The organism is Hwanghaeella sp. LZ110 (assembly GCF_048892525.1).
Taxonomy (GTDB): Bacteria; Pseudomonadota; Alphaproteobacteria; order UBA8366; family Aestuariispiraceae; genus Pacificispira.
Genome location: NZ_JBLZHT010000003.1, coordinates 64862 through 87544, shown reverse-complemented (window position 1 = coordinate 87544; position 22683 = coordinate 64862). Strand labels below are relative to the sequence as shown.

Here is a 22683-nt window from a genome sequence, read left to right as displayed (position 1 = left end):
AATAAACATTTGATAAAAATGCTTAAGAGGACGATGCCGTAACTTCCGCTGTGGGGGTCGGCGACGGTGCAAACAGCTTATCACGATAGGCCTTGATGAAGGCATCGAACCTGTCGGCGCCGATCAGTTGATCCACGGTCGCCAGGACATCGCCGCCGGTCGGAGCACGGGTCTGGTTGGTCATGTAATCGAACACACCGGACAAAGAGCTGTTGGCCATGGCCGGTGCCCACAAATCAATCAGATCCCTTAGACCATCCTTATCATCATTCTTATACAATGCGACCGCCCAGTTGATGACATAGCGCGCCGTCTCCCCTTCTACGCCAACAGCAGGATCACTGGGGGGATTGCCAGCCAGCCGTTGCAGAACCTTCGCTGATTCCTGCCAATTACTGGTCGTGCGATACAGATCACGACGCAGCAGGTCCGCTTCGACGCTGACATCCCCTGCCAGTTCCTTGATCGCATCCTCATAGTCGCCCTGCTGGATTTTGGCCCGCGCCAACAGGCGATCCCGATCCGCCTCCAGATCATTGCTGAGTTCAAACAGTGTAAGACCACGGCGGCCCTGGGCGATCGCCTCTTCCGCTTCTTCGGGTTTGCCGTCCATCAACAAAATCAGGGCCAGCTTGTTGCTCAACCGAACCCGCTCTTCGCCGGGGGGCAAGCGGTCCTCATCGCTCAACAATTCGCGCAGTTTTTCGGCCGCCTCCGTCAACAGATCGATGGAGGCCAACCGGTCGGCGATATTCTCGATGATCTGATCGCCGTCCTCTCCCGACGGGGTCAATTCCTTGAACTCGTCATACAGGGCCAGGGCCTTAAGCGGCGGCAGGCTGTCGGCATCCCCATCCAGATACAATTTGCGGAAAATATCTGTCATTTCGCCGGCCAGATCTTCCGCCACCGGATCACCCGGGAAATATTTGACGGCCGTGCGGAAAACTCCCAACCCTTTGAAATAGTCGGGTTGCTTCAGGTACAATTCCCCAAGCCGCTTCAACAGATACAACTCGCTGCGGTCGCCACGCCACGCATAACGCAGGCGTTCCATTCTCTCCAGGGCCTCTGCATCACTCATAAATCCCTGCCGCTGGCCCAGCGTGATCAGCGCAAGCTCCGCCCGATAGGCATATTTCCGGTCCCCAGACGCCATGACATCCTTAAACAACTGTGCGCCTTCATCAAATTCGGTTCGCGAGACAGCCAGCCTTGCCCGTTGATAGTCCAGCGCCGCCTGTTGCCCGCGCGTCAGTTCCTCACGCGCGCCCTGCAGGGAATTGATCCAGGCTTCCGCCCCCTGGATATCCCGGTTGGCAAAGGCGGTATCAATCCGCATCAGGCCAAGGCGGGCCTTCAGCGGATAGGGATAGCGGCTCAACAGGCTATCGCCGGGGCCAAAGGCCTCTGCGGCGGCCAGATAGTCCCCCTCTTCCGCAAGGGCGGCCCCGCGCCAGATCGCCGCTTCTGCAAATCCATCAAGACGAGGATCATTCAACAATGTCTTCGCCTCTTCCGTTCGACCAACCAGAACGGTTGAAGCCCCTTGCAATGCCAGGTTCTCCGGGCGCTTCATCAATTGGGGATCATTTTCCTCCACAACCCGCAAAACCCCCAAGGCTTCAAACCCCCGATTATGGGCCATCAGGAATCCCGCATAATTCAAACGCGCCGCATCCAGTTTTTCATCCGGAACTTCCGCCATGGACCGGAAAAGGGCATTGGAAAGGTCTTCGAAATCCTGTTGCGGGCCCCGCATCAAACCATTCAGGTCGAACAGTCTGCGCGCGCTTAGAATTTGCCCTGTGGACACGGGTGCTTCAGGCGACACGCCGGAAATCGCCAGACCATCCGGGGCGCTGATTTGAAATCCATCGAAATTTCGATCCAGCAGTACCGTGTCAGAAAGCCGAACCAGCGCCACACCCTGGGCGGTCGGCAACAGCTCAAATTCCGGATACTGACGCAGCCCATCGATTCCCATCCCGGATTCCAGGAATGTCGCGACGCGCATGACATCGCCCATATCTGGATCTGGTACATTAAAGGACCGCCCCGGCGTATCGGTGGGGAAAGTCAGAAATGGACCGATTTCCGCCGTAACATCCGCAAGGATCGGAACCTGAGACAAAGGGCGTTGCGGGGCGCGCCGGAATTCAACGACCCAGTTGAACCCTTCCCGTCGGGCGCTGGCGTTTACGCTGCGATCAGACACCTGCATGCGCAGAACCGACGCGCCACCGATTGGCAGTTGATCAATGCGCTCAATGACCGGCGCGCCCTCTACCCGCAAGGGGGATAGATCCAGATTGGTCGCAGCGTCAAAGATCACCCAGATATTATCAGAACGGCGAAAGACTGCGGCCCCCACATCACCAGACCATTGAAACGAAAAATTGAATAATGGCGGGCCGGACGGCGCTTCTACGGAGGGCGTTGCCGCCTCATCCTGCTGTGCCGGGGCATTGGGCATTGCCGCCATTTCCGCAGCCGATGGCTCAGATGCGACAGCCTGAGGCGCCTCTGGCGCAGGCACAGGCTCTCTCACGGGTGCTGGTTCGGTTGGGGCAGGTTCGGTGGGCGCAGATTGAACCGGCGGTTCCTGCGGGGGTTGTGAGACCTGTGGCGCTTGTTCGCTCACCAATTGATCATTCGCTAGGGCAGCGGCTGGTTGGTTGCGCGCTTCAGCAGAGGCCAGAACATCCAGAACGACCTTTTGGTCCAGCGGGAAATGGCGCAACTCCGCCCCCTCTGGCACGGCAAGCGTGATTGCAGTTCCCTGCCCGCTGGGCTGAACCGATGCTACACGAATACCCGGCGGCAGGGTCTGGGCCAGGGCTGCGACATCAACAGTGGCTGCACGCCCGAAATCAACAGTCACCGCACGGCCGTTCTGGTTTACTGAATAAGGTACCGATTGCGGCCAATCAAACACGATGCGGGTATAGCCAGGATGATCGCCAATGCGCACGGGCAAGTCTGTCGCCCCGGCCTGGGCTGTCTGCGTGACTGGCTGTGCGGCTGAATCTGCTGTCGGTTGTTGGGCGGGCTGTGCGGGCAGATTTTGCGCTTGCGGTGCGGTTTCACTGCGGCGCAGATCCACCACGACGGAGTTTTCGTTCGTAAAATCAGTCACCGACATGGGGCTGGTTAACTCGAACGATACCGCATTCACAGCCGTTCCCGCTGTGCCCGGACCATTGGCTTGGGCGATGTAATCTCCCAGACGCTCCCGAACAGTGCTCAGATCAACCTGAAATGCGCGGTCAAACTGAACCGTCAGGACCTGATCGGTGATACTGGTCTGATAGCCGATTGGCGCAGGCCAGTCGAAAACCAAACGGGCGAAATCCGAATGTTGCCAGGCGCGAACGGTAACGGCTTCCTGTGCGCGCGCAAGTGTCCCACCCATGGTGATGGCCAGGATCAAAAGTATTGTGCGGCAAATCAGACGCCCTGTAGTAACGCAGTTCACTGTCCCCGAGCCTCCGGCACAATGACGATATCGACGCGCCTGGACAAAGCGTAGCGCTGTTGTTCCGGGATATCCCGATCAATAAAGCGATAGTTTGAATCACCCAGCCCCAGAACCGTGAACTCCCCGGGATATCCGGCCTTGTTCAAGGTCTGGGCCACGGCCAGCGCGCGCGCCAACGATAGGGACCAGTTATCCGGATAAACCGAACCGGATGGGGGTGGGGTGGGGTCTGTGTTGCCCTTGATATCCAGACGATTGCCGAACTGACCAAAAACCACTCCCAATCGCCGCAAAGCGGGCAAGACCTGGGGATCAATCTGCGCACCGGTTCCGGTGAAAAATCTATCGGTCGGCAGAGACAACACCAATTGATCCTCTAATCCTGTCATTCGAATTGTCTTCAACAGCGGGTCTTCCGCCAATTTCGTCTCAAGTATCCTTTGCAAATAACCGGTTGGAAAGGCTGACACCAGATCAATTCGTGTGATGGTCCGTTCGCCGACCGGTCGCGGCTGCCCTTCTGCCGTGGGATCTACCCGCGTTGCCAGTACGGAAATGACAGTATCCCACTTTTCCGACTGCAATTCCGACATAGAATACAACATCACAAAAAATGCCAGCATCAAGGCCGTTACATCCCCGAATGTGACCAACCAGGCGGGAGATTTTTCGACAACATCTTCTGGAATGGCATCCTGTTCCAACAGCGATGTATGGATATGCCCCATAACCTCCGGTTCCCGATCCAACCGCTCATCAGGGTTCGGGTTGGCAAAGGCAGATGGTTCCATCACCTCGTCGCTCATTACAGACCCCCAGCCTGTGTTTCTGGCTGATCTTCTGGCTGATCTGGCGTTGTCGCGGGGGTAGATGTCTCATCCTGAACCGGTGCGAATGTCATACGGGCCTCCCCCGCATCGCGAATAAAAAAGCGGAACCGAATGCGCGACACATTGCCCGGACGAATCCCGATTTCGAAATTATCCGGGGGCGCCCCGCCCGCCACCAGCGCCTTTGCCAGGGCTGCAACACGATCGAAAGCCAGTTCAGTTCCATCTTTTTCATCATCAACCGGTGCAATCATCGCCTCTGGATTTGCAAGATCGACAACCCCCTGCACGTCAGGCGGGGGTGCCGGGATATCAGGTACCGTTGGCACCTGTGCCAGATCATTTACGAACAGGATCGCCTGCATAATCACGACCTGCCCAGGCAACCGCGCCGATAACACATTTGCGGTCGCCGATAACAGATCCCGCCGATCCCCCCGCAATTCCGGTTGTGCACCGACAAATAGCTGGATCACCGGCAGTTCCACCATGATATGGCGACCCTGGGTCACCGTCTCAAACTTCACAAACGGCACATCCGACAACCACAGGCGTTCAACTTCATCCAGCACTTTTTCCGGTTCCAGCACCCCGCCCAAGGTCGAAACCAAAATTTCTGAGGACCTGTCTGGATCAATTGTGGTTTGAAACGTCGCAGAAACAGAGCTCAACACATCGCGTGATTTCGTTTCCCGTAAGGTTGAAATAGAATTAAGCAAAATAAAGAATGCCAATAACATCAGAAATAGGCTTAAAAACAGGATGGGTCCCGTTTCCTTGCGGATTGGGAGTACATCCGTTTCATCCTTCAACTGGTCTTCTTCATATATCATCCCCCCAATATGCCGGAGTCGCAGGATAAATCGCAAGAAATCGCCATAATTCTATAAAATTTATAACAGAATGGCTGAACTGTTTCCCTAACTCTACAACTTCGCAATCCGTGGGATCATTGCACCTGACCAATCAGCATCAGGTCCGTATCTTCCGGCCGCGTCCCTGCCGCGGTCAGCATCGCGTGGACCTGGCCCCGATGATGGGTCTGATGATTGAACATATGGGTCACCAGCAAAGCCTTGGATTCTGTCATATCCCGTTTCACGGCCCCTGAATACCAGGATAAATCCCCCGTCAACCAGGCTGGGTCCAAACCATCCGACCATTCCTGAATCATTTGATCCATGGCTGTGCGGGCCTGTTTCAAAGCCTGCCAGTCTTCAATCATATGGTGGGAGTCAGCATTGCTCATCAACGGCTTGGGGGAGCCAGAAAACCGATGCATCCAGATCTGATCGGCCCACAGAATATGACACAACGTGCCATGAATGGAGCCGAAAAATGCACCGCGATCCAGACGCCGGGCATCATCATCCAACTGGTCTGCAGCACTATACAGATTTTCATTCTGCCATCGATTATATCGGGCCATGGTCTTAAGATATTGCGTATCTATCATCATTCATGTCCAATTCAAAAATCCCCTAAAATAGCCACCAGTTTCGATTTCAGCATTGCGGCATTGAAGGGCTTTACAATATACCCACTGGCACCGGCCTGTCTGGCGGCAATGACGTTTTCTGTCTTGTTTTCCGGGGTCATCATCAAAAAAGGCGTTGCGCGCCATGCTTCGTCAGCGCGCATGGCTAGCAATAAATCAAGGCCATTCATGGGTTTCATGGTCCAATCTGAAATGACCAGACCATAGTCTTTCCGTTCCAGTTTCGCCAAAGCATCCCGCCCATCCGTGGCGTCATCGATGCTGGAAAACTGAAGATCCCGCAGTATATGGCGCAGGATCCGAACCATCGTTGGTCGATCATCCACAATAAGGATATTCATATCGAAACTGACCGCCATATCACCGCGCCATCAATTCAAATCGCAAAACCAATTGGGGCCTGGAAATGCAAATCAGGATGCAGCCGAAATCAGTCCCTTGAAAGGGAATCTTTTAAAGAGGGCTAATTGTTGAAGGTTGGTAACTCTTCGCGGGCGTTGATTTCCTGAGTAACGATCACAGCCTTGCTAGGATCCATCGCCTCAAGAATTGGGGCCAGCTTTCTGTCATTCATTCCCCGAATAACACTGAGGATCGTATCCAGTTCCATCGTATCGAAGATTTCTGCGGCATTTTTGGGCTTCATATTGGAATAGACCCGTTGCAGGCGTGCGCTTTCCTCATCTTCCAGACCTTCATATTTTGCGACCAGTTGCTTTATTTCGTCGCGAATGCCTTCAAGATTCTTTTGAGTTTCTGCCAGGCGCGCCTCAACCACGCCCAACATCGCGCTGCGTTGTTCCAATTCCCGTTCGCGTGTGTCCAACTCCATGCGCCGCTGTGCCAGGCTGTTGGCCAGCCGCGCCTCTGTCGGATGCATGCCGTCTTCCGTCCCATCAATGATCGGGACATCGCTTTTATCCAGTTCCAGCGGCGTCATTTCGTTGCCATTATCGCCTGGGACGGGCGGAATAGCACTGGCATCCTGGGCAACCGCCACACCGATGACCGGGGCCTTTCTGGATGGTTCCTGATCCGTCAAAAGATCAACGATGGACCCAGCCCGAAAAGACAAGCCGAGCGCCGCCAAGACGATGACCACTGGGATCAATCTTAACCGCATTGCCACTTCCTCACCGCATATCCTGTAATGCTTTTAACAATTCAGACTTCGACTTTGCCCGCGCCTTCTTGCTGTCTGATTTTTCACCAGCAGCAACACGGTCTTCTGGCGCAGCAACCAGGGATCGACCCGATGCCTCTGCACCGGTTTGGTCCGTATCGGAATGCGCGCCGCGAATGGCCCGAGACATGCCTTTTTTCAGACTATCCTTCAAGCTGGCTTCACCAGCCGCCCGCGACGACGGTTTCGCACCCAGCTTCTGGTCCGGCGCCGCGCGCAAATCGCTGCGCGCCTCAGCCGATGCAGGGTCAGCAGATCCTTTGCGGCTGGCGCGAACGCCAATTTCCAGGGCATCGGCAACTTTCTCCCCGCGCTTGATCAGGAATTCCAGATCATCGCACAGCGCACTGGCTTTATGTGCCGACTGCCTGGCGTCATTCAGCGTCGCCCCGACATCTGATTTCAATTCCGACAAGGCTGTTTCCGCCCGCGAGGTTGCCTGCGTGAATTCAGTGATAAGGGATTGCAGCTCTTCACGTCCTGAGCGGATAATTGCCATTTGACGATTCAGACGCACACCGTAATAGATCGCAACGCCCAAACATATCATGAGCGCCACATCAAAACCGATGCTGATCACCGTTCCGATCATCGACCTGTCATATACCCTTCATCGTCACAACGTAAACCGATTGCCAGAAAATACACGTGTTTTGCCAAACGCACTAGCATTGTAACGATATCTAATATCAGGATTCGCCTGAAAAAAGGGGCTAGTCCACTTTCGCCCGCTTGTCGATGCGCACCGCGATGTTTCCGCCCTTGCGCCCCATCGTGCCCGTAAACATTGCCATATTGCCGCATCGAATTTCGACCGGAGAATCCGGCGTCGCGTGAAATGGCAGGAACATGCCCACTTCCCAGTCCAGCACATCACCCAGGCTCATGGTAACTTCATCCAGGACCGCTTCAATGGGAACTTCTGTGAACCAAAGTTCTGTCGCCAGGTGATTTTCCCAGATCGAATCCCGACCGAATTTCTCCCCCATGAACATCTGCAACAACAGTTCACGGACGGGTTCCAGCGTCGCGTAGGGCAGCATCAATTCCAGCCGCCCACCGCGATCTTCCATATCTATGCGCAGACGTGCCAGGATCGCCGCATTGGCTGGTCGCGCGATTGTGGCAAACCGCGGATTGGTTTCCAGACGATCAAATCGCATCGTCACGGAAGACAGCGGGTCAAACGCGGCGGACAGATCCGCCAGAACCACGTTGATCATGCGTTCGACCAGATTGCGTTCAATCGTGGTATAGGGTCGCCCTTCAATCCGCATCGCCGCAGTCCCCCGGCGACCGCCCAGCAACACATCGACGATTGAATAAATCAAAGAGCTATCGATGGTGATCAGGCCATAGTTGTCCCATTCTTCCGCCTTGAAAACGGTCAGCATGGCTGGCAACGGGATAGAGTTCAGGTAATCCCCGAAGCGAATGGAGGTAATATTGTCCAGGCTGACTTCAACGTTGTCAGAGGTGAAGTTACGCAGGCTGGTCGACATCATCCGGACCAATCGGTCATAGACGATTTCCAGCATCGGCAGGCGTTCATAGGACACCATGCCGGAATCGATAATGGCCTCGATCCCAGATTTACTGGAATCTTCATCGCCGCCTTCCTGGAAACCAAGCAGGCTGTCAATCTCGTCCTGGTTCAGAACCCGCGCAGCGCCTCCGGCAGCAGCATCCCCGCTATCGGCCATGGCAGCCCATTCAGCGGCAAGGTCGTCCGCGCCGTCGGAATCACCGCCGCCAACGTCTTCGTCCGCCATCGCGTCAAACTCATTGGCCATATCGTCTTGATCGTCAGCCATACGTCCCGTGCCTCAGTTACGTTTCGGTACCATCCGTCATTCGAAACGGCGAAGCAATTCTGGGGCCAAGTCAAAAGAACCCCTTAAGTCTCAGCCTATTGCACCAACATTTTCACCAGCAGGAGATCCTTCACAGGGGTCGGTGCCACCACCTGACTGACACGCCTGTACAATTCTTCGCGTATCAGATAGGCCCCTGCACTGCCGTTCAACTCCTCCGTTCGCAATTCACGCAAGAAGGCGTTGAACTCACTAATGATCTTCGGTTTCATCTGCTCAACGCGCGCCACATCGGTTTGCGCCTCAAGCTCTAATTCAACTTGCAGCACCAGGAAATTCTTCCGCGTGCCGGTGCCACTTAACGATACCGTCAATTCATCCATCGGATAAAACACGCCGGGGGGATCAATGACGGCTTCACCATGGTCATCTGTAGCCGCAGCGTGCTCTTCCGTTGCGTGCTCCTCAGTCGCATGCTGCTCTTCACCGCCCAGCAAGGGGTCCAGCAGACCCAGTGCAAACACAGCGCCAGCCGCCCCGCCCAACAAGAGTATCGGCAGAACAACAAACAGAATGAGCTTTTTGCCGCTCACCTTCTTTTTAACCGGTGCTTCATTATCGTCTTCGTCGCTCATCTCTTGCCGCCTGTTATGGACCCTGGCCAACACCCAGCATCGCGGTGCATGCAGTACTGCAAGGACCCTAACATAAAGTCACCGAAACAAAAAAACTTCGGATTGCTTTTTATAGGCCGTTATTCGCCCACACAGATCAATGGAAAACATGCATGACCGGGTCAAAGTGATCCGGCAAACCGTTCCGCATACCCCGCCCTAACCAGCATTTTTCGGTAAGTAAGGGCGAGCACATTTTGCCGGTACCTATTATAACTTATTGAATTTAATGAAATATTAAAACTGGCACGCGACTTGCTCATACCGGTCCAGAGAGAGCAGTGGGCGGTTGGATGAGAGCTTCCGCCCAAATGAGAGAAAGAGGCGTCCAGAAATGGAAAACACAAGCTATATAGCCATGTCGCGTCAGGCAGCCCTTCGGCGGTCGATGGACATTGTCGCCAACAACATCGCCAACGCCAACACTCCGGCCTTTAAGGCTGAGCGGATGGTGTTTCAGGAATATCTGGCAAAACCAACAAAGGATGAGAAACTGTCTTTTGTTGAGGATGTTGGCACAGCAAGAGACCTTTCCAGCGGGCCTTTGACCACGACTGGAAATGATTTCGACATCGCTTTATCTGACGAGGGATATTTCGTTGTCGATAGCCCCTTGGGAGAACGTTATACCCGCCACGGGCGCTTTCAGTTGGATGCGAACGGCCAATTGGTGACTGGATCAGGTTATCCGGTTCAAGGCCAGGCGGGCCCCATCAATATTCCAGAAGACGGCGGGCGGATCAGCATCGCAGGCGATGGCACGGTTTCCAATGACGACGGGATTTTAGGCAAGCTGCAGGTCGTGACCTTCGAGGACGAACAGAAGCTTCGCAAGGCAGCCAATGGCTTATTCATCGCCGACCCTGACATGAACCCGCAACAGGTTGCTCAGCCAAGCATGATGCAGGGCATGATCGAAGAATCCAATGTGCAGGCGGTTCTGGAACTGACGCGCATGATGGACATCAATCGCGCCCATGAAAGTGTCGCGAAACTGATTCAACGCGAAGACGACCGGATCAAAGACATGATCGATAAGCTGGGCCGTGCGCCACAGGGCTAATCGCGCTGTGACGAGATACTGACAGCTTTATCCGACTGAGGTTTTAAAGGAGACGACAGATGCGATCACTTAGTATTGGCGCGACAGGGATGTTAGCCCAGCAATTGAATGTGGAAGTCATCTCCCACAACATTGCCAACATGAACACCACGTCCTATCAGCGCCGGCGGGCTGAGTTTCAGGATCTGCTGTATCAGAACCTGCGCCGGGTCGGGTCGGACAGTTCCGACGCCAGCACCACGGTGCCAGTCGGTGTCCAGGTCGGGCTGGGGGTAAAAACCGCTGCCGTCTATCGCATCACCGAACAGGGAAACCTGACCCTGACGGAAAATCCGTTGGATGTCGCAATCAATGGCGAGGGCTATTTCCGCATTACGCTGCCCAGCGGCGATACGGCCTATTCCCGCGCCGGGTCCTTTCAATTGGATGGCGATGGCGATGTTGTGACCGTCGATGGTTTTACCGTGCAGCCTGGACTGACCGTTCCACCGAATGCCGTGGATATATCGGTCAATGCCTCAGGGGAAGTTCTGGTATCCCTGGATGGTGTCACCGCCCCGTCAAACATTGGGCAATTGGAACTGGCGCGTTTCCCGAATGACGCCGGCCTGTTGGCCATCGGGGACAACCTGTTTCTGGAAACACCGGCATCGGGTGGCGCAACAGTGGCTGCCCCTGGAACGGCCGGATTTGGCACGATCCAACAGGGCTTCCTGGAAACGTCGAACGTAAACGTTGTGGAAGAAATCACCAATCTGATTACGGCCCAACGCGCCTATGAGATGAATTCGAAGGTAATCGAAACATCTGACCAGATGATGTCGACCCTGACGAACCTTCGCTAATAGTGACTCATAGTCACCCACAGACGCTGACGACAGTAAGGAGAGTGATCATGAAACCGATATCAAACCATTGCCTGAGCGTGATTTACGCCCTGGTCCTGGCCGGGTTCGTGATCGCCCTGACTTTCCCGGTCCTGACTTTCCCGGCCCTGGCTGAAACCGCAAGCAAGGCAGAGTCCGAGGAAGTAAAGGTTCCTGTGGTACTGAATCCTATCGTTCAAGTGGATGCAGAATTCATCCATGTCGGAGATTTATTCGAACCGGCCGGGCAATACGCGGACCGCACGGTCATACGTGCGCCAGAACCAGGACAGGAACTGGTCCTGCCGGCCGTATGGTTATGGAAAGCGGCAAAAACCTTTGGCATTGATTGGCGCCCAACCAGCACCGCGGAAACAGTGACCGTCACGCGGCCCAGCTCAGTGATTACAACAAGCCAGATCGAAGGACTGCTGCTGGATTCCTTCTTCAAACGCACCGGCGAGGATGACCTGGTTGAGGTTGAAGAAGATGGCGGTCCGTACCGGATCCATCTGCCGCGCTCTGTCGCGCCAACGGCCCGGGTCGAACGGTTTGACTATGACGCCCATTCCGGTCGCTTCACGGCAACCCTGCTGGCCCCTGCAGAAGGCCGCACCTTGCAGAAAATGAACATATCCGGACGGTTCCACCGAATGGTTGAACTGCCCGTTCCAACGCGGCGCCTGGGCAAAGACCATATTATCGAAGCCGGTGATCTGACCATCGTGCGCATGCGGGAAGAAGGTTTGGGAACCAACCTGATCATCGATGAAAACAAGTTGATCGGACAATCCGTTGGACGGTCGCTGACATCGGGGAAACCCATTCGCGCTGGTGACGTTGGCGCCCCGATCCTTGTCGAAAAGGGCCGGATTATAACAGTTAGCCTGCAAACCGACCGCATGGTGCTCAGCGTTCAGGGTCGGGCGATGGAAAATGGTGCCCTGGATGATGTCATCCGGGTGCAGAACACACAAAGCAACACGGTAATTGACGCAGTGGTGATTGGTTCCGGGCGCGTGGAAGTTCAGCTTCAGCAACCCCTGGCGATGCGCACGGAATAATCTGCCCGACACGCCGTTAACCTGAATGCAATCGAGATGAGGAGAGTAACCATGAAACATCATCCCTCCCGCCCTTCGGCGCGTTTCAAGACGCTGGCTTGCCTGACATTGGCAAGCGCCCTGCTGGTCGGTTGCAATTCGATGGAACGTCTGGCCGCTGTGGGTGAAGAGCCTTCGATGAACCCGGTGGCAAACCCGACCTATGACCCGAATTACACGCAGGTCACCATGCCAATGCCAAAGCCAGTAACGGCATCATACATGCCAAACTCACTGTGGCGCCCCGGCAGCCGGGCCTTCTTTAAGGATCTTCGGGCCTCTGACATTGGCGATATTGTCACCGTCGTGATCGATATCGACGAAAACGCACAGTTGGATAATTCCACAACCCGGACCCGAAACAATTCGGAAAATGTCGATGTCGACAGCTTACTGGGCTATGAAAATGCCTTGAATTCTGTCCTGCCCGAAGCGGTAAATCCCGCAGCCCTATTGGCATTCGACGGCCAGACCAGCAATGCAGGTGGTGGCGCGATCGATCGCCAGGAAGCCATTTCGGTCAGCGTTGCGGCCGTCGTGACCCAGGTTCTGCCCAATGGCAATCTGGTCATACATGGACGCCAGGAAACACGGGTGAACTTTGAATTGCGGGAACTTCAGATCGCTGGGGTCATCCGACCCCAGGATATTTCGACCGCAAACACAGTAAGCTACGAAAAGATTGCTGAAGCCAGGCTTGCCTATGGCGGGCGCGGCCAGGTCAGCGATTTCCAACAACCCCGCTGGGGCACCCAGATCATGGACGTGATCATGCCCTTCTAATCAACGGTCCCGTTTTGGGACCCACAGTTTCGGTGTCGCCCGCGTACTCTCTCTCTCCTCTCTCTCTCGCGGCGATTCCGAATGGGGCCTGACCAACATGGTCGGGCCCCCTTATTTTCTAAACCCGATTACAGCCCTGATCCCAAACAGGTTGATAACAAAAAAGGCCCGCCGGATTCAGATCCAGGCGGGCCTTTAGCATTCTTAACGGCGTCATGCTGACATCCGGGGTCCGAACTTAATCTTCCCGATGCAGCCGTTCCATCCGTTCGTGATGTTCCTGTGCTTCCAGGCTCAGAACCGCAATTGGTCGGGCCTCTAACCGGCGCAGCGAAATGGGCTCACCGGTTTCTTCGCAATAGCCATAACTATCATCTTCAATACGCTCCAGCGCCGAATCGATCTTGGCGATCAATTTACGCTCCCGGTCCCGGGTGCGCAGTTCAATCGCACGATCCGTTTCCATCGAGGCGCGGTCCGTCAAGTCCGGCTGTGCCAAGCTTTCCGACTGCATGCTTTCAAGCGTTTCTGAAGATTCTCTCAGCAGATCTGCACGCCAATTCAACAGCTTCTGGCGGAAATACTCTTTCTGAAGAGGGTTCATGAACTCTTCAGACTCACTGGGCCGATAATCCGGCGGCAGCAAGGGCGACGACACAGTCGCTTTCGGGTTTACACTGGTATTGCTCGTAGCCTCACTGCCCGACATGCCAATCTCCCGGTCAAATGCGTCCTATACTTCAAGACCGGCGGCTTATATGGCCCTAGGCAGGTCATTACAACACATTTTTTTAGGATTATTCGTCGCATCCCGCAGGTGCACACAAGACCTGCCTAAATGCGCAACAGGATCAATCGTCCTGTCCGTGCTTTGCCAGTTCAACGGCAACGCGCAGTTCAATATCATCGACCAATGATTTAACCTTTGGATCCAAAGCACCGCTGGCGCGCTGGCTCAACGCCGCCTGCAATTGCACCAGGCGCTGCCGTGACAAACCACCGGACAAGAGACCAATTCGTATCTCATCCAATTGATCCAACAGGTCTTCTCCGCGATCCAGTGCCGCCTTGTTGCGTCGTTTGGCATCCGGTTCCGTCGCATCGACGCTGTCTACCCCTTGCAGGGCCAGCAAAGCATCAATTGAGCTGACACCAGAACCACCCGCCAAACCACCGGCGCTGTCGACCGTATCATCCGCCCCGCCGTCGGCCTGTCGCAAGGCACTGGAAAATCCCGCCCCTTTCGCCCCGCCGGTCTTGGCGGTCTTCTTGGACTGGCTGAGCTTTCCAGATGATCCGGGTCCGTCGACTTTCATCGTTACAGTGTATCCATTTTGCGCCGCAGGGGAAATCCCTGTGTTAGTAACTGCGCGCCGATTCCCACCCGGAATCAAGCGCAATGGCACCCGGCAAGTCTTGCCTAAACCGGGAACTCAGCACCAAGGCTACTCGCGTAAATCAATGAATTCAATAGCTTGTGTCTTTTTCGAATTTGGCACGGGTTTCGCATAACTCTCACCGAGACGGGTGTGTTTACCCAGCCCGAAATGAGAGATGAGAAACATGACCAGAGATTTCACAAAACGATCTGCAGGCTATGGCGATCTCAGAACGCGCCCGATGGCCCGAGTTGCACGCTTTTTCCTGGCGATACTGGCCCTCATTCTGGGATGGGCCCTGGTGCCGGCGGAAGCCGCCGCGCAATCACGGATCAAGGACATCGTCGACATTGAAGGCGTTCGCGACAACATGCTGGTGGGCTATGGTCTTGTCGTTGGCCTGAACGGGACGGGAGACAGTCTGGACAGCGCCGTTTTTACCCGGGAAAGCCTGGTCGGGATGTTGCAGCGCATGGGCGTCAATGCCAGTGACTCCGATCTTGATACCGATAACATTGCCGCTGTCATGGTGACGGCTACATTGCCGCCATTTTCCCGTCAGGGGTCCCGCGTGGATGTGACAGTATCCTCTATGGGGGACGCAGACAGCCTGTTGGGCGGCACATTACTTGTCACCCCGATGCTGGGTGCGGATGGCGAAATTTATGCCGTATCCCAGGGAACGGTCGCCGTCGGCGGCTTTTCCGCGCAAGGCGCTGCTGAAACGGTCGTGAAAGGCGTTCCAACCTCTGGACGGATTTCCAATGGGGCCATTATTGAACGCGAAATCCCGTTTGAGTTGGCCCAGTTGAACCAGGTTAAATTGAACCTGCGCAATCCTGATTTCACCACGGCACGCCGCATTGCCCGCGCGATTGATGCCTTTGTCGGGGAACCCACGGCGAAGGCAACAGATTTGAGCACGGTTCAATTGAACATTCCGCCCAGCTATAATGGTGAACTGGTTGAATTGCTGACCGATATCGAACAATTGCGCGTTGAGCCGGATCAGATCGCCCGCGTGGTCATCGACGAACAGTCAGGCGTCATCGTAATGGGTGAAAATGTCGGGATTAGCACCGTCGCTGTGGCTCAGGGCAATCTGACCGTACGCATCACCGAAACCCCGCAGGTCTCGCAACCCACACCATTTTCTAACACGGGTACGACGGAAGTTGTTCCCCGCACAGAAGTCACCGTGGATGAGCAGGAAGACCGTCGCCTGGGCCTTGTGCCTGGCACCGTCGAATTACAAGAGCTTGTGAACGGCCTGAACTCCCTGGGGGTTGGCCCACGCGACATGATTACGATCCTGCAGGCGATCAAGGCATCTGGTGCCCTGCAAGCAGAAATCGAGGTGATGTAATGATCGATACAAGCAGCCAAATGCTTCTGGACAGTGCGCGCAATCAAGCGTTTGCGGCCAAGCCTAAAATGCCAATGGACGGCACACCAGACGCGATAAAGAAGTCAGCCATCGAATTTGAAGCCGTCTTCGCCCAGCAAATGCTGGAGCCAATGTTCGCTGAAATATCGAATGACAGCATGTTCGGTGGCGGTCACGCCGAAGGGATCTACCAATCCATGATGGTCCAGGAATTCGGCAAAATCATTGCGCAACAAGGGTCACTGGGGATCGCCGATACGGTCGCGAAAGAAATGCTGAAAATCCAGGAGGCCCAATCCAAATCAGCCGCCAACACCACAGGGGAGATATCCCGATGAACGCCACTATCCGCGCCCATAATCTGATCGAACTGATGGAAGATCTGGTTGTTGTTCTGGAAAAAGAAAACGCGCTTTTAGAGACACCTCAGGCCGCAGAACTCAGCCCGGTTGTCGAAGAAAAGCAGGCTTTATTCAAACATTACAACGACCATGTCGAAGCCATCTCACAAGATCCAGGATTTGCTGTGGCCTTAAGCGATGACTTGCGCACGCAGTTGCAGACGCTGGCTGAAACCTTCGAAGCCCTGATGACCATCAACCGGCGAAAGCTGGAAATCTTGACAAAGTCCAGCCAACACGTCGTCAACCGGATCATTGAGGCGGCAAAGCAGGCTGCGGGCGATATACCCGGTTATGGTCGCCAGGGCGCGATATCCAATGGACGCGCAGCCGCCCCGATCGCCATGAACCGAGAAATCTAACTGCAAGGTTTTTACACGCAACGATGCACAACACCCCGTGACACGAAAACCCAGGACGTAGAAACGATCCTCTTCAACCCCACGGACTTAGTGCACAGGAAAGGCAAAGAAAATGTCTCTGTTTGGCGCCCTTAACGTCGCAATCACTTCGGTGAATGCCTTGAACTCCGCGACGCGCGTTGTGTCTGACAACGTCGCAAACGCGAATAACGAAAACTATAACCGCCGCGAAACCAAATTTGAGAACCTGCAATATGGTGGCGTTCTGGTCAGCGATATTACACGCGCTGCGAATACAGGCCTGCTGCGGGATTTGTTTCAGCAAACCACGGTCGCGTCGGCTGACGAAATGCGCGACAAGCTGTTTCAGCAGCTGGAGCAATTGACCGGAACCATCAACGGCCAGACCCCGTTGGTCGACAGTATCGAGCGCCTTCGCACCGCATTTAAGGCATTGGAAGCCACGCCGGAAAGCGATGCGGCTGAGAACGATGTTATAATCGCCGCCAACAATCTTACATCAGAAATCACCCGCCTTTCCGATGGCCTGGATCTGATTGAAAACCAGGTGCTTCGAGACATCAGCCTGGTGGTGACTGACGCTAACAGCGCCATCACGGAAATCGACACGTTGAACAATAAAATCGTTGTTGAGAAATCTGCCGGTCGGTCGACAACGGCGCTTGAAAACCAGCGCGATGCCGAGATCACCAAACTCGCCAGCATTTCACAGTTGCGAACCTTTGAGCGCGACGATGGATCCATGGCGGTTTACACGACATCTGGACTTATCCTGGTTGATGCAAGTCCAGAGACCTTCACCTGGGATGAAGCAACGCGATCCCTGACAATTTCTGGGTCAAATAGCACGAACCTGTTGACCAGCGACAAGTTGCCCGATGGTGAGCTTGGTGCATTGGCAAACTTCATCAGAACCGATGCCACGGCGCAATCCAGTTCGGATTCCGGGACCGGCACCATTCAGAAACTGCGCAATCAGTTGGATGAGCTGGCCTTTTCGCTGGCAGACAACTCAACCGCCCGAACCTCCGGCACGACCTTTGTTGACGCCAATGCCGACCTGACCGGCAGCGGCACCATTACCGCTGGCAATACCTTAACCTTCACGGTTGGCGGGGCGCTACAGGGTACAGTGACCATCAATGCGGGCGACAGCATCGACACGGTGGTCGCAAATATCAATGCGATCAATCAGGTGCGTGCCCGGGTCGATGGCCATGGTCATTTGCAGATTTTAAGCGATGGCGGTCAGTTTACGATTGGAGGGACCGCTGCAGCAGAATTTGGCCTTTCAACAACCCAGATTGCTGCAGATTCAGATGATACCCTGGCCTATGCCTATGAAGCGGAACGCAGTCAGGGGACGGTTCCACTGACCACCGCAACGGTGATGAGCAGCATTAACGGCATCGCCGTCGGGGATTCCTTCAGCTTCAACAACACGTCCCTGGGTGGGGCGGTGACCTATACTGTCGGCGCCGGTGATACGGTCCAGACCATGCTGGATACGATAAATGCCCAAGACGGCATGTATGCCCGCATCGGGGACGGAAATGTCCTGGAAATCACCAGCAAAGCCGGTGGCCTGGCCCTGACCAATACGAATAACACCCCCCTGACCGCGCTGGGCTTTACCGTGAACGGGACCTCCGCCAGTATCAGCGGCACAACTGCCACGGGACAAAGCGCTACCCTGTTTGTCGCAGAATCGGGCAACAGCCCGATGGATGTGGACCGCACCAATCTGGCAATCACAACCGGACTTGCCAATAACAGCCTATCGTTGCGGACCGGCAACCGGACAGAAATTCTGGCCGCTCTGAACAGCAGCAATCGGTCGATCAGCGGGTCTGGCAGCACAATCGCCAATACGGATTATACTGGTCTTACCAATGGAATTCTGACGGGCCTGTCCCAACGCGCCGAACGGGCAACCCTGGACGCACAAGAAAGTGAAGGCCTTCGTGCGGGCTTGAACCAGGCCCTGCGCGACGAGGTTGGCGTGAATATCGATGAGGAAATGGCGCGCCTGACCGTGTTGCAAAATGCGTATGCCGCGAGCGCGCGCGTCATTGATACGATCAACCAGATGTTCCAGGCCCTGGAATTGGCGGGACGATAGGAATTCATGACAACAGCACCTCCCCTTCGCATTGGCGTAATCGGACTCGGCGTGGGGGAACGCCATATTGTTGGCTATCAGGAGATCCCCGACGTAGAAGTCGTCGCCTGTTGCGATATCGACCCGGTAAAAATGGCCGCCGTCGCAGCCCGTCGGAATGTGCCCCATCTGCACAAAGACTACAGCACATTACTGGCGGATCCGACGATCGATGCGGTTTCGTTATGCTCTTACGATGATGCGCATGTTGAACAGGCCGTCGCCGCCTTTCGCGCAGGAAAACATGTCTTCTGCGAAAAGCCAATTGCGCTGGACCGCGCTGGATTGGACCAGGTCATTCGCGCCTGGTCTGACAGCGGCAAACATCTGTCCTCGAATCTGATTCTGCGACAAAGCCCGCGTTTCAAGGCGGTGCGGGACATGGTCCGGAAGGGTGCCTTTGGGGACCTGCATTATATGGAAGGGGACTATCTGCACCAGATTCTGTGGAAAATCACAGAAGGGTGGCGTGGAAAAATGCCTTTCTATTGCGTCACCTATGGCGGGGGTATTCATCTGATAGACCTGATGCGCTGGATCGCCGGCGAGGAAGTGACGGAAGTCACAGCGATGGCCGCGAAGAAACTGACAAAAGGAACCGGCTTTGCCTATCCCGATACCATGACAACGCTGATGCGTTTCAGCAGCGACCTGATGGCCAAGTCCACAACCACATTCGGGCCACAGCGTCGAAAGTTTCATTCTTTGAATGTTTATGGAACCAAGTTGAGCTTCGAGAATGCAAATGGGCCCGCGCGCCTTTATCATGGCGACCAGCCGGAAGACGAAGAACCCTTTGATGTTCCCTATCCGGGTATTGAAAAAGGCGACCTGTTGCCCGATTTTATCGCCGCCATTCGGGAAGATCGACCGTCGATTGTCGATGCCAAGGATGTCTTCCAGGTCATGAACATCTGCCTCTGCGCCTGGGAAGCGGCGGAAACCGGACACACCATGCCGGTTGTTGCTGTCGTCTGAACCCTATTTTCGATCACATCTATCGTCTTGCAGCAGTAGCAAGGCGTCCGCACGCATTGCCAATAAGATTGATAAATATTGACGGATTTCATTAGCGTTTACGTTGGCAGCAACGCATTTCTGGGTTTCGTGATCGATGAATGTCACCATAAATTACTTTTTGTCTCACTACCGCTTACGTTTTCCATTTTGAATCTCGTTAACGATTATGTTTTCAACCGGGTCTTTTCTGGAAAAGTGCACCTTTGTTTTTCCAGGCACTCCCCCACCCGCATGTATTTTCACCAGCACAAATTCCATCGCATATACCGAAAACTGTTCTTCACTATCTTTATTGGGGGATACAATAAGGAACAAGAAAGTACATCAGCAGACCAACCATTTTTGGACAATGGGAAGGGAGTTACGGGCGGGCTGACTGACAAGTTGGGTGGCCTTGCCCGCTGCGTGACGCCTATGCGGTCGAGCGGCAGGCCGCGTCACAAGCCATGGATCGGGATTGCGATGAGTTATTGGCGTTTTGTCCTTTCCCCTGGCGGCACGCGTGGCCTTGCGCGGAGCGGGACGCTCGCCGCCCGATACGATCCCGGCGCCGTAGGTGAGGGCCAGGACGATAACGAGGCCCGCGACCGTGAGGAGGCCGATCCACAAGACAGGGCCGATAGCCCATCCAGATGCGACGATGCAGGCGCTGAATGAAAGCGCGAGCAGCGTCCAGCCCGTACCGGCGAAGGCCAATGCGCGCGGGCGCGACGGCGGTCTGCCGAACAGGTCGCGATGGTGCCTGTGCATGGAGAGCGCGATGGCAGCGAAGCCAGCGGTGGCAAGGATCAGGGCCGCGAGGTCGATCATTCGGCCGCCTCCGTTTCCTGGTAAGCGGGCGTCCAAAACCTTTGGTCATGCTCGCGATCGGACCGGTGACGACGACCAAGCCGCCAGGCAACGACGGCGAAGGCGATGCCGAAGGCCAGGACCGTAAGGTCGAAGCCGGCGAGTTCCCATGCGCCTGCGGGCAAGGTGACGCCGAGATGCTTGTCGGTGGTCAGTGCGTTCAGGAGCGGCAGCAGGCCGAAGGCGCCGGCGGCGACCCAGAGCTGTTCCGTCCAGCCACGTGAGGCGGGGCGTATGAATGCGTGCAGCAGCATGACGGCCCAGACGATGAACATCGCGTGGGCTTCCCAGGCCGCGCGGCCCTCGATGCCGACGGGGATCAGCCGGTTAGCCCAGAAATACGCGGCAATGGCGACGGGCTGGCCGACGATGGTGCCGATGTTCAGCCCTTCGACCAGCCGGAAACCGAACGTATCGCCGCTCTTCGCCCGGCGCTTCGTCGTCCACAGCACCAGCCCGGCGCCGATCATTGCGGTGCCTAAGAGACCGGACACGAAGTAGATCCAACGAAGCGCCGGCCCGGCGAACAGGCCTTCGTGCAGGCCGAGAAGAACGTCGCCGATCAGCCTCGGGGCTGTACGCGCCACGTCGGCCTTGAGCAGTGCGCCGGTGACCCCGTCGAAGAGCAGTGCGCCGTGGTCACGGGCGGGCGTCTGCTGTCCCGACTTCAACAGGACCCGTGCATTGGCATCGCCCCGGTTGTAAAGGCGGATCTGCCCGATCGTGCCCTTTCCCCACCGCCGTTCGGCCTCGTCAAGCATCGGACGGAGCGGGGCCGCTGTGGCAGCGAAGCCAGCCGGCCCGGGCTGTTCGGCGCGTAGATGGAGCTCGTTTGTGTATCGGTCGTGGTTTCCAGGGCCAAACCCGTAGTTTGCGATGACAACGGGCATCATGTAGGCGTACGCGAAGAAGACGAGTCCCGAATAGGTAATCATCACGTGAAACGGCAGCGCGAGGACGCTCAACAGATTGTGCGCGTCGAGCCAAGACCGCTGGCCTTTCCGCGGTCGAAAAACGAAAAAATCCCGGAAGATTCTCTTGTGGACGATTACCCCGGTGACGATCGCCACCGCCATGAACATAGTGCAAAGAAACACGATCCAGTACGAAGCCGCGTCCGGCAGGTAGTGAAGCTGATAGTGCAGCTTGTAGAGAAGCTGGCCGCCCCCAGTTTGTCGATACTCCGCGGGGCGGCCGCTCGAAATCTCCAGATATTCTCGCCCGTTCTGTTTTCCGTCCGTCCTCGTCGAGTCCGTCCATATAATGCGCATGTCGAGCACATTCCGACGGTTTGATGTCAAAACGAACCAGTATTCAGCGTGCGGAGCGACGTCCTGGAGGCGCTTCCGCGCGATGGCGAACATCTCGGCGACCGGCAGTTCGGCGGTATGTAGCGGCCGCTCCGGTTGCATCCAGCGGTCGATCTCGGTGTCGAAATAGCCAGCCGTGCCCGTCAGGAAGATGAAGAACAGAAGCCAGCCGGTCAGTAGCCCGACCCACGTGTGAAGCCAGCTCATCGACTGGCGAAAGGCTCCTTTCATAGTGCGCCGAACCATCCGATGGCCCAGGCCATGCCGCCGGCGACGACGGCTGGAACGGCGATCCCAAGCCACGCATGCGCAGTATTCCGTGCGGCGAAGGCCCAGAGAACGGCTGCAATATAGACAACGAAGCTCGCCAGGACACCCGTCAGGACGGCGTCGGCACGCCGCATAGGCAGACCGTAGGAAAGGCAGATGGCGGTCGCCATGGCGACTACGTATCCACCGACCGCCGCAGCCACGATGCGCACCAAGAGCCCCTGCTTC

Annotated in this window: 23 protein-coding genes; 9 read left to right on the top strand and 14 right to left on the bottom strand. The window is 55.8% G+C overall.

Annotated features, from left to right (window positions below):
- Nucleotides 1–22: 22 nt before the first annotated feature.
- The 9 genes from ACOSDM_RS06680 to ACOSDM_RS06640 form a co-directional block, all read right to left on the bottom strand.
- Nucleotides 23–3415, bottom strand: a complete 3393-nt coding sequence (locus ACOSDM_RS06680; RefSeq protein ID WP_420723724.1) for a hypothetical protein — start codon at nt 3413–3415, stop codon at nt 23–25.
- A gap of 59 nt (nt 3416–3474) precedes the next feature.
- The gene (locus tag ACOSDM_RS06675; RefSeq protein WP_420723723.1) at nt 3475–4287 is read right to left on the bottom strand and encodes an OmpA/MotB family protein; all 813 of its coding nucleotides are present in this window, start codon (nt 4285–4287) and stop codon (nt 3475–3477) included.
- Nucleotides 4287–5144, bottom strand: coding sequence for a hypothetical protein (locus ACOSDM_RS06670; protein WP_420723722.1), 858 nt, complete (start codon nt 5142–5144; stop codon nt 4287–4289). Before ACOSDM_RS06670 ends, ACOSDM_RS06675 begins: the two co-directional genes overlap by 1 nt.
- Before the next feature lie 116 nt (nt 5145–5260).
- Nucleotides 5261–5770 (bottom strand): DinB family protein, encoded by a 510-nt coding sequence (locus tag ACOSDM_RS06665; RefSeq protein ID WP_420723721.1) that lies wholly within the window; start codon nt 5768–5770, stop codon nt 5261–5263.
- A gap of 11 nt (nt 5771–5781) precedes the next feature.
- Nucleotides 5782–6168 (bottom strand): response regulator, encoded by a 387-nt coding sequence (locus ACOSDM_RS06660; RefSeq protein WP_420723720.1) that lies wholly within the window; start codon nt 6166–6168, stop codon nt 5782–5784.
- 104 nt (nt 6169–6272) lie between these two features.
- A complete protein-coding gene (locus tag ACOSDM_RS06655) occupies nt 6273–6932 on the bottom strand; it encodes a MotE family protein (protein WP_420723719.1) in 660 nt (219 codons plus the stop codon).
- 10 nt (nt 6933–6942) lie between these two features.
- On the bottom strand, nt 6943–7584 hold the full coding sequence (locus ACOSDM_RS06650) for a DUF6468 domain-containing protein (protein ID WP_420723718.1): 642 nt from the start codon (nt 7582–7584) through the stop codon (nt 6943–6945).
- 121 nt (nt 7585–7705) lie between these two features.
- Nucleotides 7706–8764, bottom strand: a complete 1059-nt coding sequence (gene fliM, locus ACOSDM_RS06645) for a flagellar motor switch protein FliM (protein ID WP_420724107.1) — start codon at nt 8762–8764, stop codon at nt 7706–7708.
- 137 nt (nt 8765–8901) lie between these two features.
- On the bottom strand, nt 8902–9441 hold the full coding sequence (locus tag ACOSDM_RS06640) for a flagellar basal body-associated FliL family protein (protein ID WP_420723717.1): 540 nt from the start codon (nt 9439–9441) through the stop codon (nt 8902–8904).
- A gap of 373 nt (nt 9442–9814) precedes the next feature.
- Here ACOSDM_RS06640 and flgF point away from each other — a divergent pair, with 373 nt between their 5' ends.
- From flgF to flgH, 4 genes are read left to right on the top strand one after another with little or no spacing between them, the layout of a single operon-like run.
- Nucleotides 9815–10543, top strand: coding sequence for a flagellar basal-body rod protein FlgF (gene flgF, locus ACOSDM_RS06635; RefSeq protein ID WP_420723716.1), 729 nt, complete (start codon nt 9815–9817; stop codon nt 10541–10543).
- 59 nt (nt 10544–10602) lie between these two features.
- Nucleotides 10603–11388 (top strand): flagellar basal-body rod protein FlgG, encoded by a 786-nt coding sequence (gene flgG, locus ACOSDM_RS06630; RefSeq protein WP_420723715.1) that lies wholly within the window; start codon nt 10603–10605, stop codon nt 11386–11388.
- A gap of 50 nt (nt 11389–11438) precedes the next feature.
- Nucleotides 11439–12473: a flagellar basal body P-ring formation chaperone FlgA gene (gene flgA / locus ACOSDM_RS06625; protein ID WP_420723714.1), complete on the top strand. Its 1035-nt coding sequence runs from the start codon at nt 11439–11441 to the stop codon at nt 12471–12473.
- Between the two features lie 51 nt (nt 12474–12524).
- Nucleotides 12525–13295, top strand: a complete 771-nt coding sequence (flgH, locus tag ACOSDM_RS06620) for a flagellar basal body L-ring protein FlgH (RefSeq protein WP_420723713.1) — start codon at nt 12525–12527, stop codon at nt 13293–13295.
- A 238-nt stretch (nt 13296–13533) separates the two neighbouring features.
- On the opposite strand, the gene dksA is transcribed toward flgH, so the two are convergent.
- Together dksA and ACOSDM_RS06610 are read right to left on the bottom strand one after the other, a co-directional pair.
- Nucleotides 13534–13899 carry an RNA polymerase-binding protein DksA gene (dksA, locus tag ACOSDM_RS06615; protein ID WP_420724106.1) on the bottom strand — a complete coding sequence of 122 codons (366 nt, stop codon included), beginning with the start codon at nt 13897–13899 and terminating at the stop codon, nt 13534–13536.
- 247 nt (nt 13900–14146) lie between these two features.
- The gene (locus tag ACOSDM_RS06610) at nt 14147–14611 is read right to left on the bottom strand and encodes a flagellar assembly protein FliX (protein WP_420723712.1); all 465 of its coding nucleotides are present in this window, start codon (nt 14609–14611) and stop codon (nt 14147–14149) included.
- A 247-nt stretch (nt 14612–14858) separates the two neighbouring features.
- Here ACOSDM_RS06610 and ACOSDM_RS06605 point away from each other — a divergent pair, with 247 nt between their 5' ends.
- The 5 genes from ACOSDM_RS06605 (at nt 14859) to ACOSDM_RS06585 (ending at nt 19984) form a co-directional block, all read left to right on the top strand.
- A complete protein-coding gene (locus ACOSDM_RS06605) occupies nt 14859–16040 on the top strand; it encodes a flagellar basal body P-ring protein FlgI (RefSeq protein ID WP_420723711.1) in 1182 nt (393 codons plus the stop codon).
- A complete protein-coding gene (locus tag ACOSDM_RS06600; protein WP_420723710.1) occupies nt 16040–16399 on the top strand; it encodes a rod-binding protein in 360 nt (119 codons plus the stop codon). Before ACOSDM_RS06605 ends, ACOSDM_RS06600 begins: the two co-directional genes overlap by 1 nt.
- Nucleotides 16396–16824, top strand: a complete 429-nt coding sequence (flgN, locus tag ACOSDM_RS06595; RefSeq protein WP_420723709.1) for a flagellar export chaperone FlgN — start codon at nt 16396–16398, stop codon at nt 16822–16824. Before ACOSDM_RS06600 ends, flgN begins: the two co-directional genes overlap by 4 nt.
- A gap of 112 nt (nt 16825–16936) precedes the next feature.
- Entirely contained in the window at nt 16937–18967 is a 2031-nt protein-coding gene (locus tag ACOSDM_RS06590; RefSeq protein WP_420723708.1) for a FlgK family flagellar hook-associated protein, read from the top strand.
- Nucleotides 18968–18973: 6 nt separating this feature from the next.
- Nucleotides 18974–19984, top strand: a complete 1011-nt coding sequence (locus ACOSDM_RS06585) for a Gfo/Idh/MocA family protein (RefSeq protein ID WP_420723707.1) — start codon at nt 18974–18976, stop codon at nt 19982–19984.
- A gap of 366 nt (nt 19985–20350) precedes the next feature.
- Here ACOSDM_RS06585 and ACOSDM_RS06580 read toward each other — a convergent pair whose 3' ends face one another.
- From ACOSDM_RS06580 to ACOSDM_RS06570, 3 genes are read right to left on the bottom strand one after another with little or no spacing between them, the layout of a single operon-like run.
- A complete protein-coding gene (locus tag ACOSDM_RS06580) occupies nt 20351–20836 on the bottom strand; it encodes a DUF3325 domain-containing protein (protein ID WP_420723706.1) in 486 nt (161 codons plus the stop codon).
- Entirely contained in the window at nt 20833–22392 is a 1560-nt protein-coding gene (locus ACOSDM_RS06575; RefSeq protein ID WP_420723705.1) for a PepSY-associated TM helix domain-containing protein, read from the bottom strand. The genes ACOSDM_RS06580 and ACOSDM_RS06575 overlap by 4 nt, the downstream gene beginning before the upstream one ends.
- Before the next feature lie 20 nt (nt 22393–22412).
- Complete coding sequence (locus ACOSDM_RS06570; protein WP_420723704.1) at nt 22413–22625, bottom strand: DUF3649 domain-containing protein; 213 nt, start codon at nt 22623–22625, stop codon at nt 22413–22415.
- Between the last annotated feature and the right edge of the window lie 58 nt (nt 22626–22683).

Bases quoted from the DNA above. Each gene is read 5' to 3' on its own strand.
- ACOSDM_RS06680 (WP_420723724.1), bottom strand. From the start codon at position 3,415: ATGGGTGGGACACTTGCGCGCGCACAGGAAGCCGTTACCGTTCGCGCC.
- ACOSDM_RS06675 (WP_420723723.1), bottom strand. From the start codon at position 4,287: ATGAGCGACGAGGTGATGGAACCATCTGCCTTTGCCAACCCGAACCCT.
- ACOSDM_RS06670 (WP_420723722.1), bottom strand. From the start codon at position 5,144: ATGATATATGAAGAAGACCAGTTGAAGGATGAAACGGATGTACTCCCA.
- ACOSDM_RS06665 (WP_420723721.1), bottom strand. From the start codon at position 5,770: ATGATGATAGATACGCAATATCTTAAGACCATGGCCCGATATAATCGA.
- ACOSDM_RS06660 (WP_420723720.1), bottom strand. From the start codon at position 6,168: ATGGCGGTCAGTTTCGATATGAATATCCTTATTGTGGATGATCGACCA.
- ACOSDM_RS06655 (WP_420723719.1), bottom strand. From the start codon at position 6,932: ATGCGGTTAAGATTGATCCCAGTGGTCATCGTCTTGGCGGCGCTCGGC.
- ACOSDM_RS06650 (WP_420723718.1), bottom strand. From the start codon at position 7,584: ATGATCGGAACGGTGATCAGCATCGGTTTTGATGTGGCGCTCATGATA.
- fliM (WP_420724107.1), bottom strand. From the start codon at position 8,764: ATGGCGGACGAAGACGTTGGCGGCGGTGATTCCGACGGCGCGGACGAC.
- ACOSDM_RS06640 (WP_420723717.1), bottom strand. From the start codon at position 9,441: ATGAGCGACGAAGACGATAATGAAGCACCGGTTAAAAAGAAGGTGAGC.
- flgF (WP_420723716.1), top strand. From the start codon at position 9,815: ATGGAAAACACAAGCTATATAGCCATGTCGCGTCAGGCAGCCCTTCGG.
- flgG (WP_420723715.1), top strand. From the start codon at position 10,603: ATGCGATCACTTAGTATTGGCGCGACAGGGATGTTAGCCCAGCAATTG.
- flgA (WP_420723714.1), top strand. From the start codon at position 11,439: ATGAAACCGATATCAAACCATTGCCTGAGCGTGATTTACGCCCTGGTC.
- flgH (WP_420723713.1), top strand. From the start codon at position 12,525: ATGAAACATCATCCCTCCCGCCCTTCGGCGCGTTTCAAGACGCTGGCT.
- dksA (WP_420724106.1), bottom strand. From the start codon at position 13,899: ATGAACCCTCTTCAGAAAGAGTATTTCCGCCAGAAGCTGTTGAATTGG.
- ACOSDM_RS06610 (WP_420723712.1), bottom strand. From the start codon at position 14,611: ATGAAAGTCGACGGACCCGGATCATCTGGAAAGCTCAGCCAGTCCAAG.
- ACOSDM_RS06605 (WP_420723711.1), top strand. From the start codon at position 14,859: ATGACCAGAGATTTCACAAAACGATCTGCAGGCTATGGCGATCTCAGA.
- ACOSDM_RS06600 (WP_420723710.1), top strand. From the start codon at position 16,040: ATGATCGATACAAGCAGCCAAATGCTTCTGGACAGTGCGCGCAATCAA.
- flgN (WP_420723709.1), top strand. From the start codon at position 16,396: ATGAACGCCACTATCCGCGCCCATAATCTGATCGAACTGATGGAAGAT.
- ACOSDM_RS06590 (WP_420723708.1), top strand. From the start codon at position 16,937: ATGTCTCTGTTTGGCGCCCTTAACGTCGCAATCACTTCGGTGAATGCC.
- ACOSDM_RS06585 (WP_420723707.1), top strand. From the start codon at position 18,974: ATGACAACAGCACCTCCCCTTCGCATTGGCGTAATCGGACTCGGCGTG.
- ACOSDM_RS06580 (WP_420723706.1), bottom strand. From the start codon at position 20,836: ATGATCGACCTCGCGGCCCTGATCCTTGCCACCGCTGGCTTCGCTGCC.
- ACOSDM_RS06575 (WP_420723705.1), bottom strand. From the start codon at position 22,392: ATGAGCTGGCTTCACACGTGGGTCGGGCTACTGACCGGCTGGCTTCTG.
- ACOSDM_RS06570 (WP_420723704.1), bottom strand. From the start codon at position 22,625: ATGGCGACCGCCATCTGCCTTTCCTACGGTCTGCCTATGCGGCGTGCC.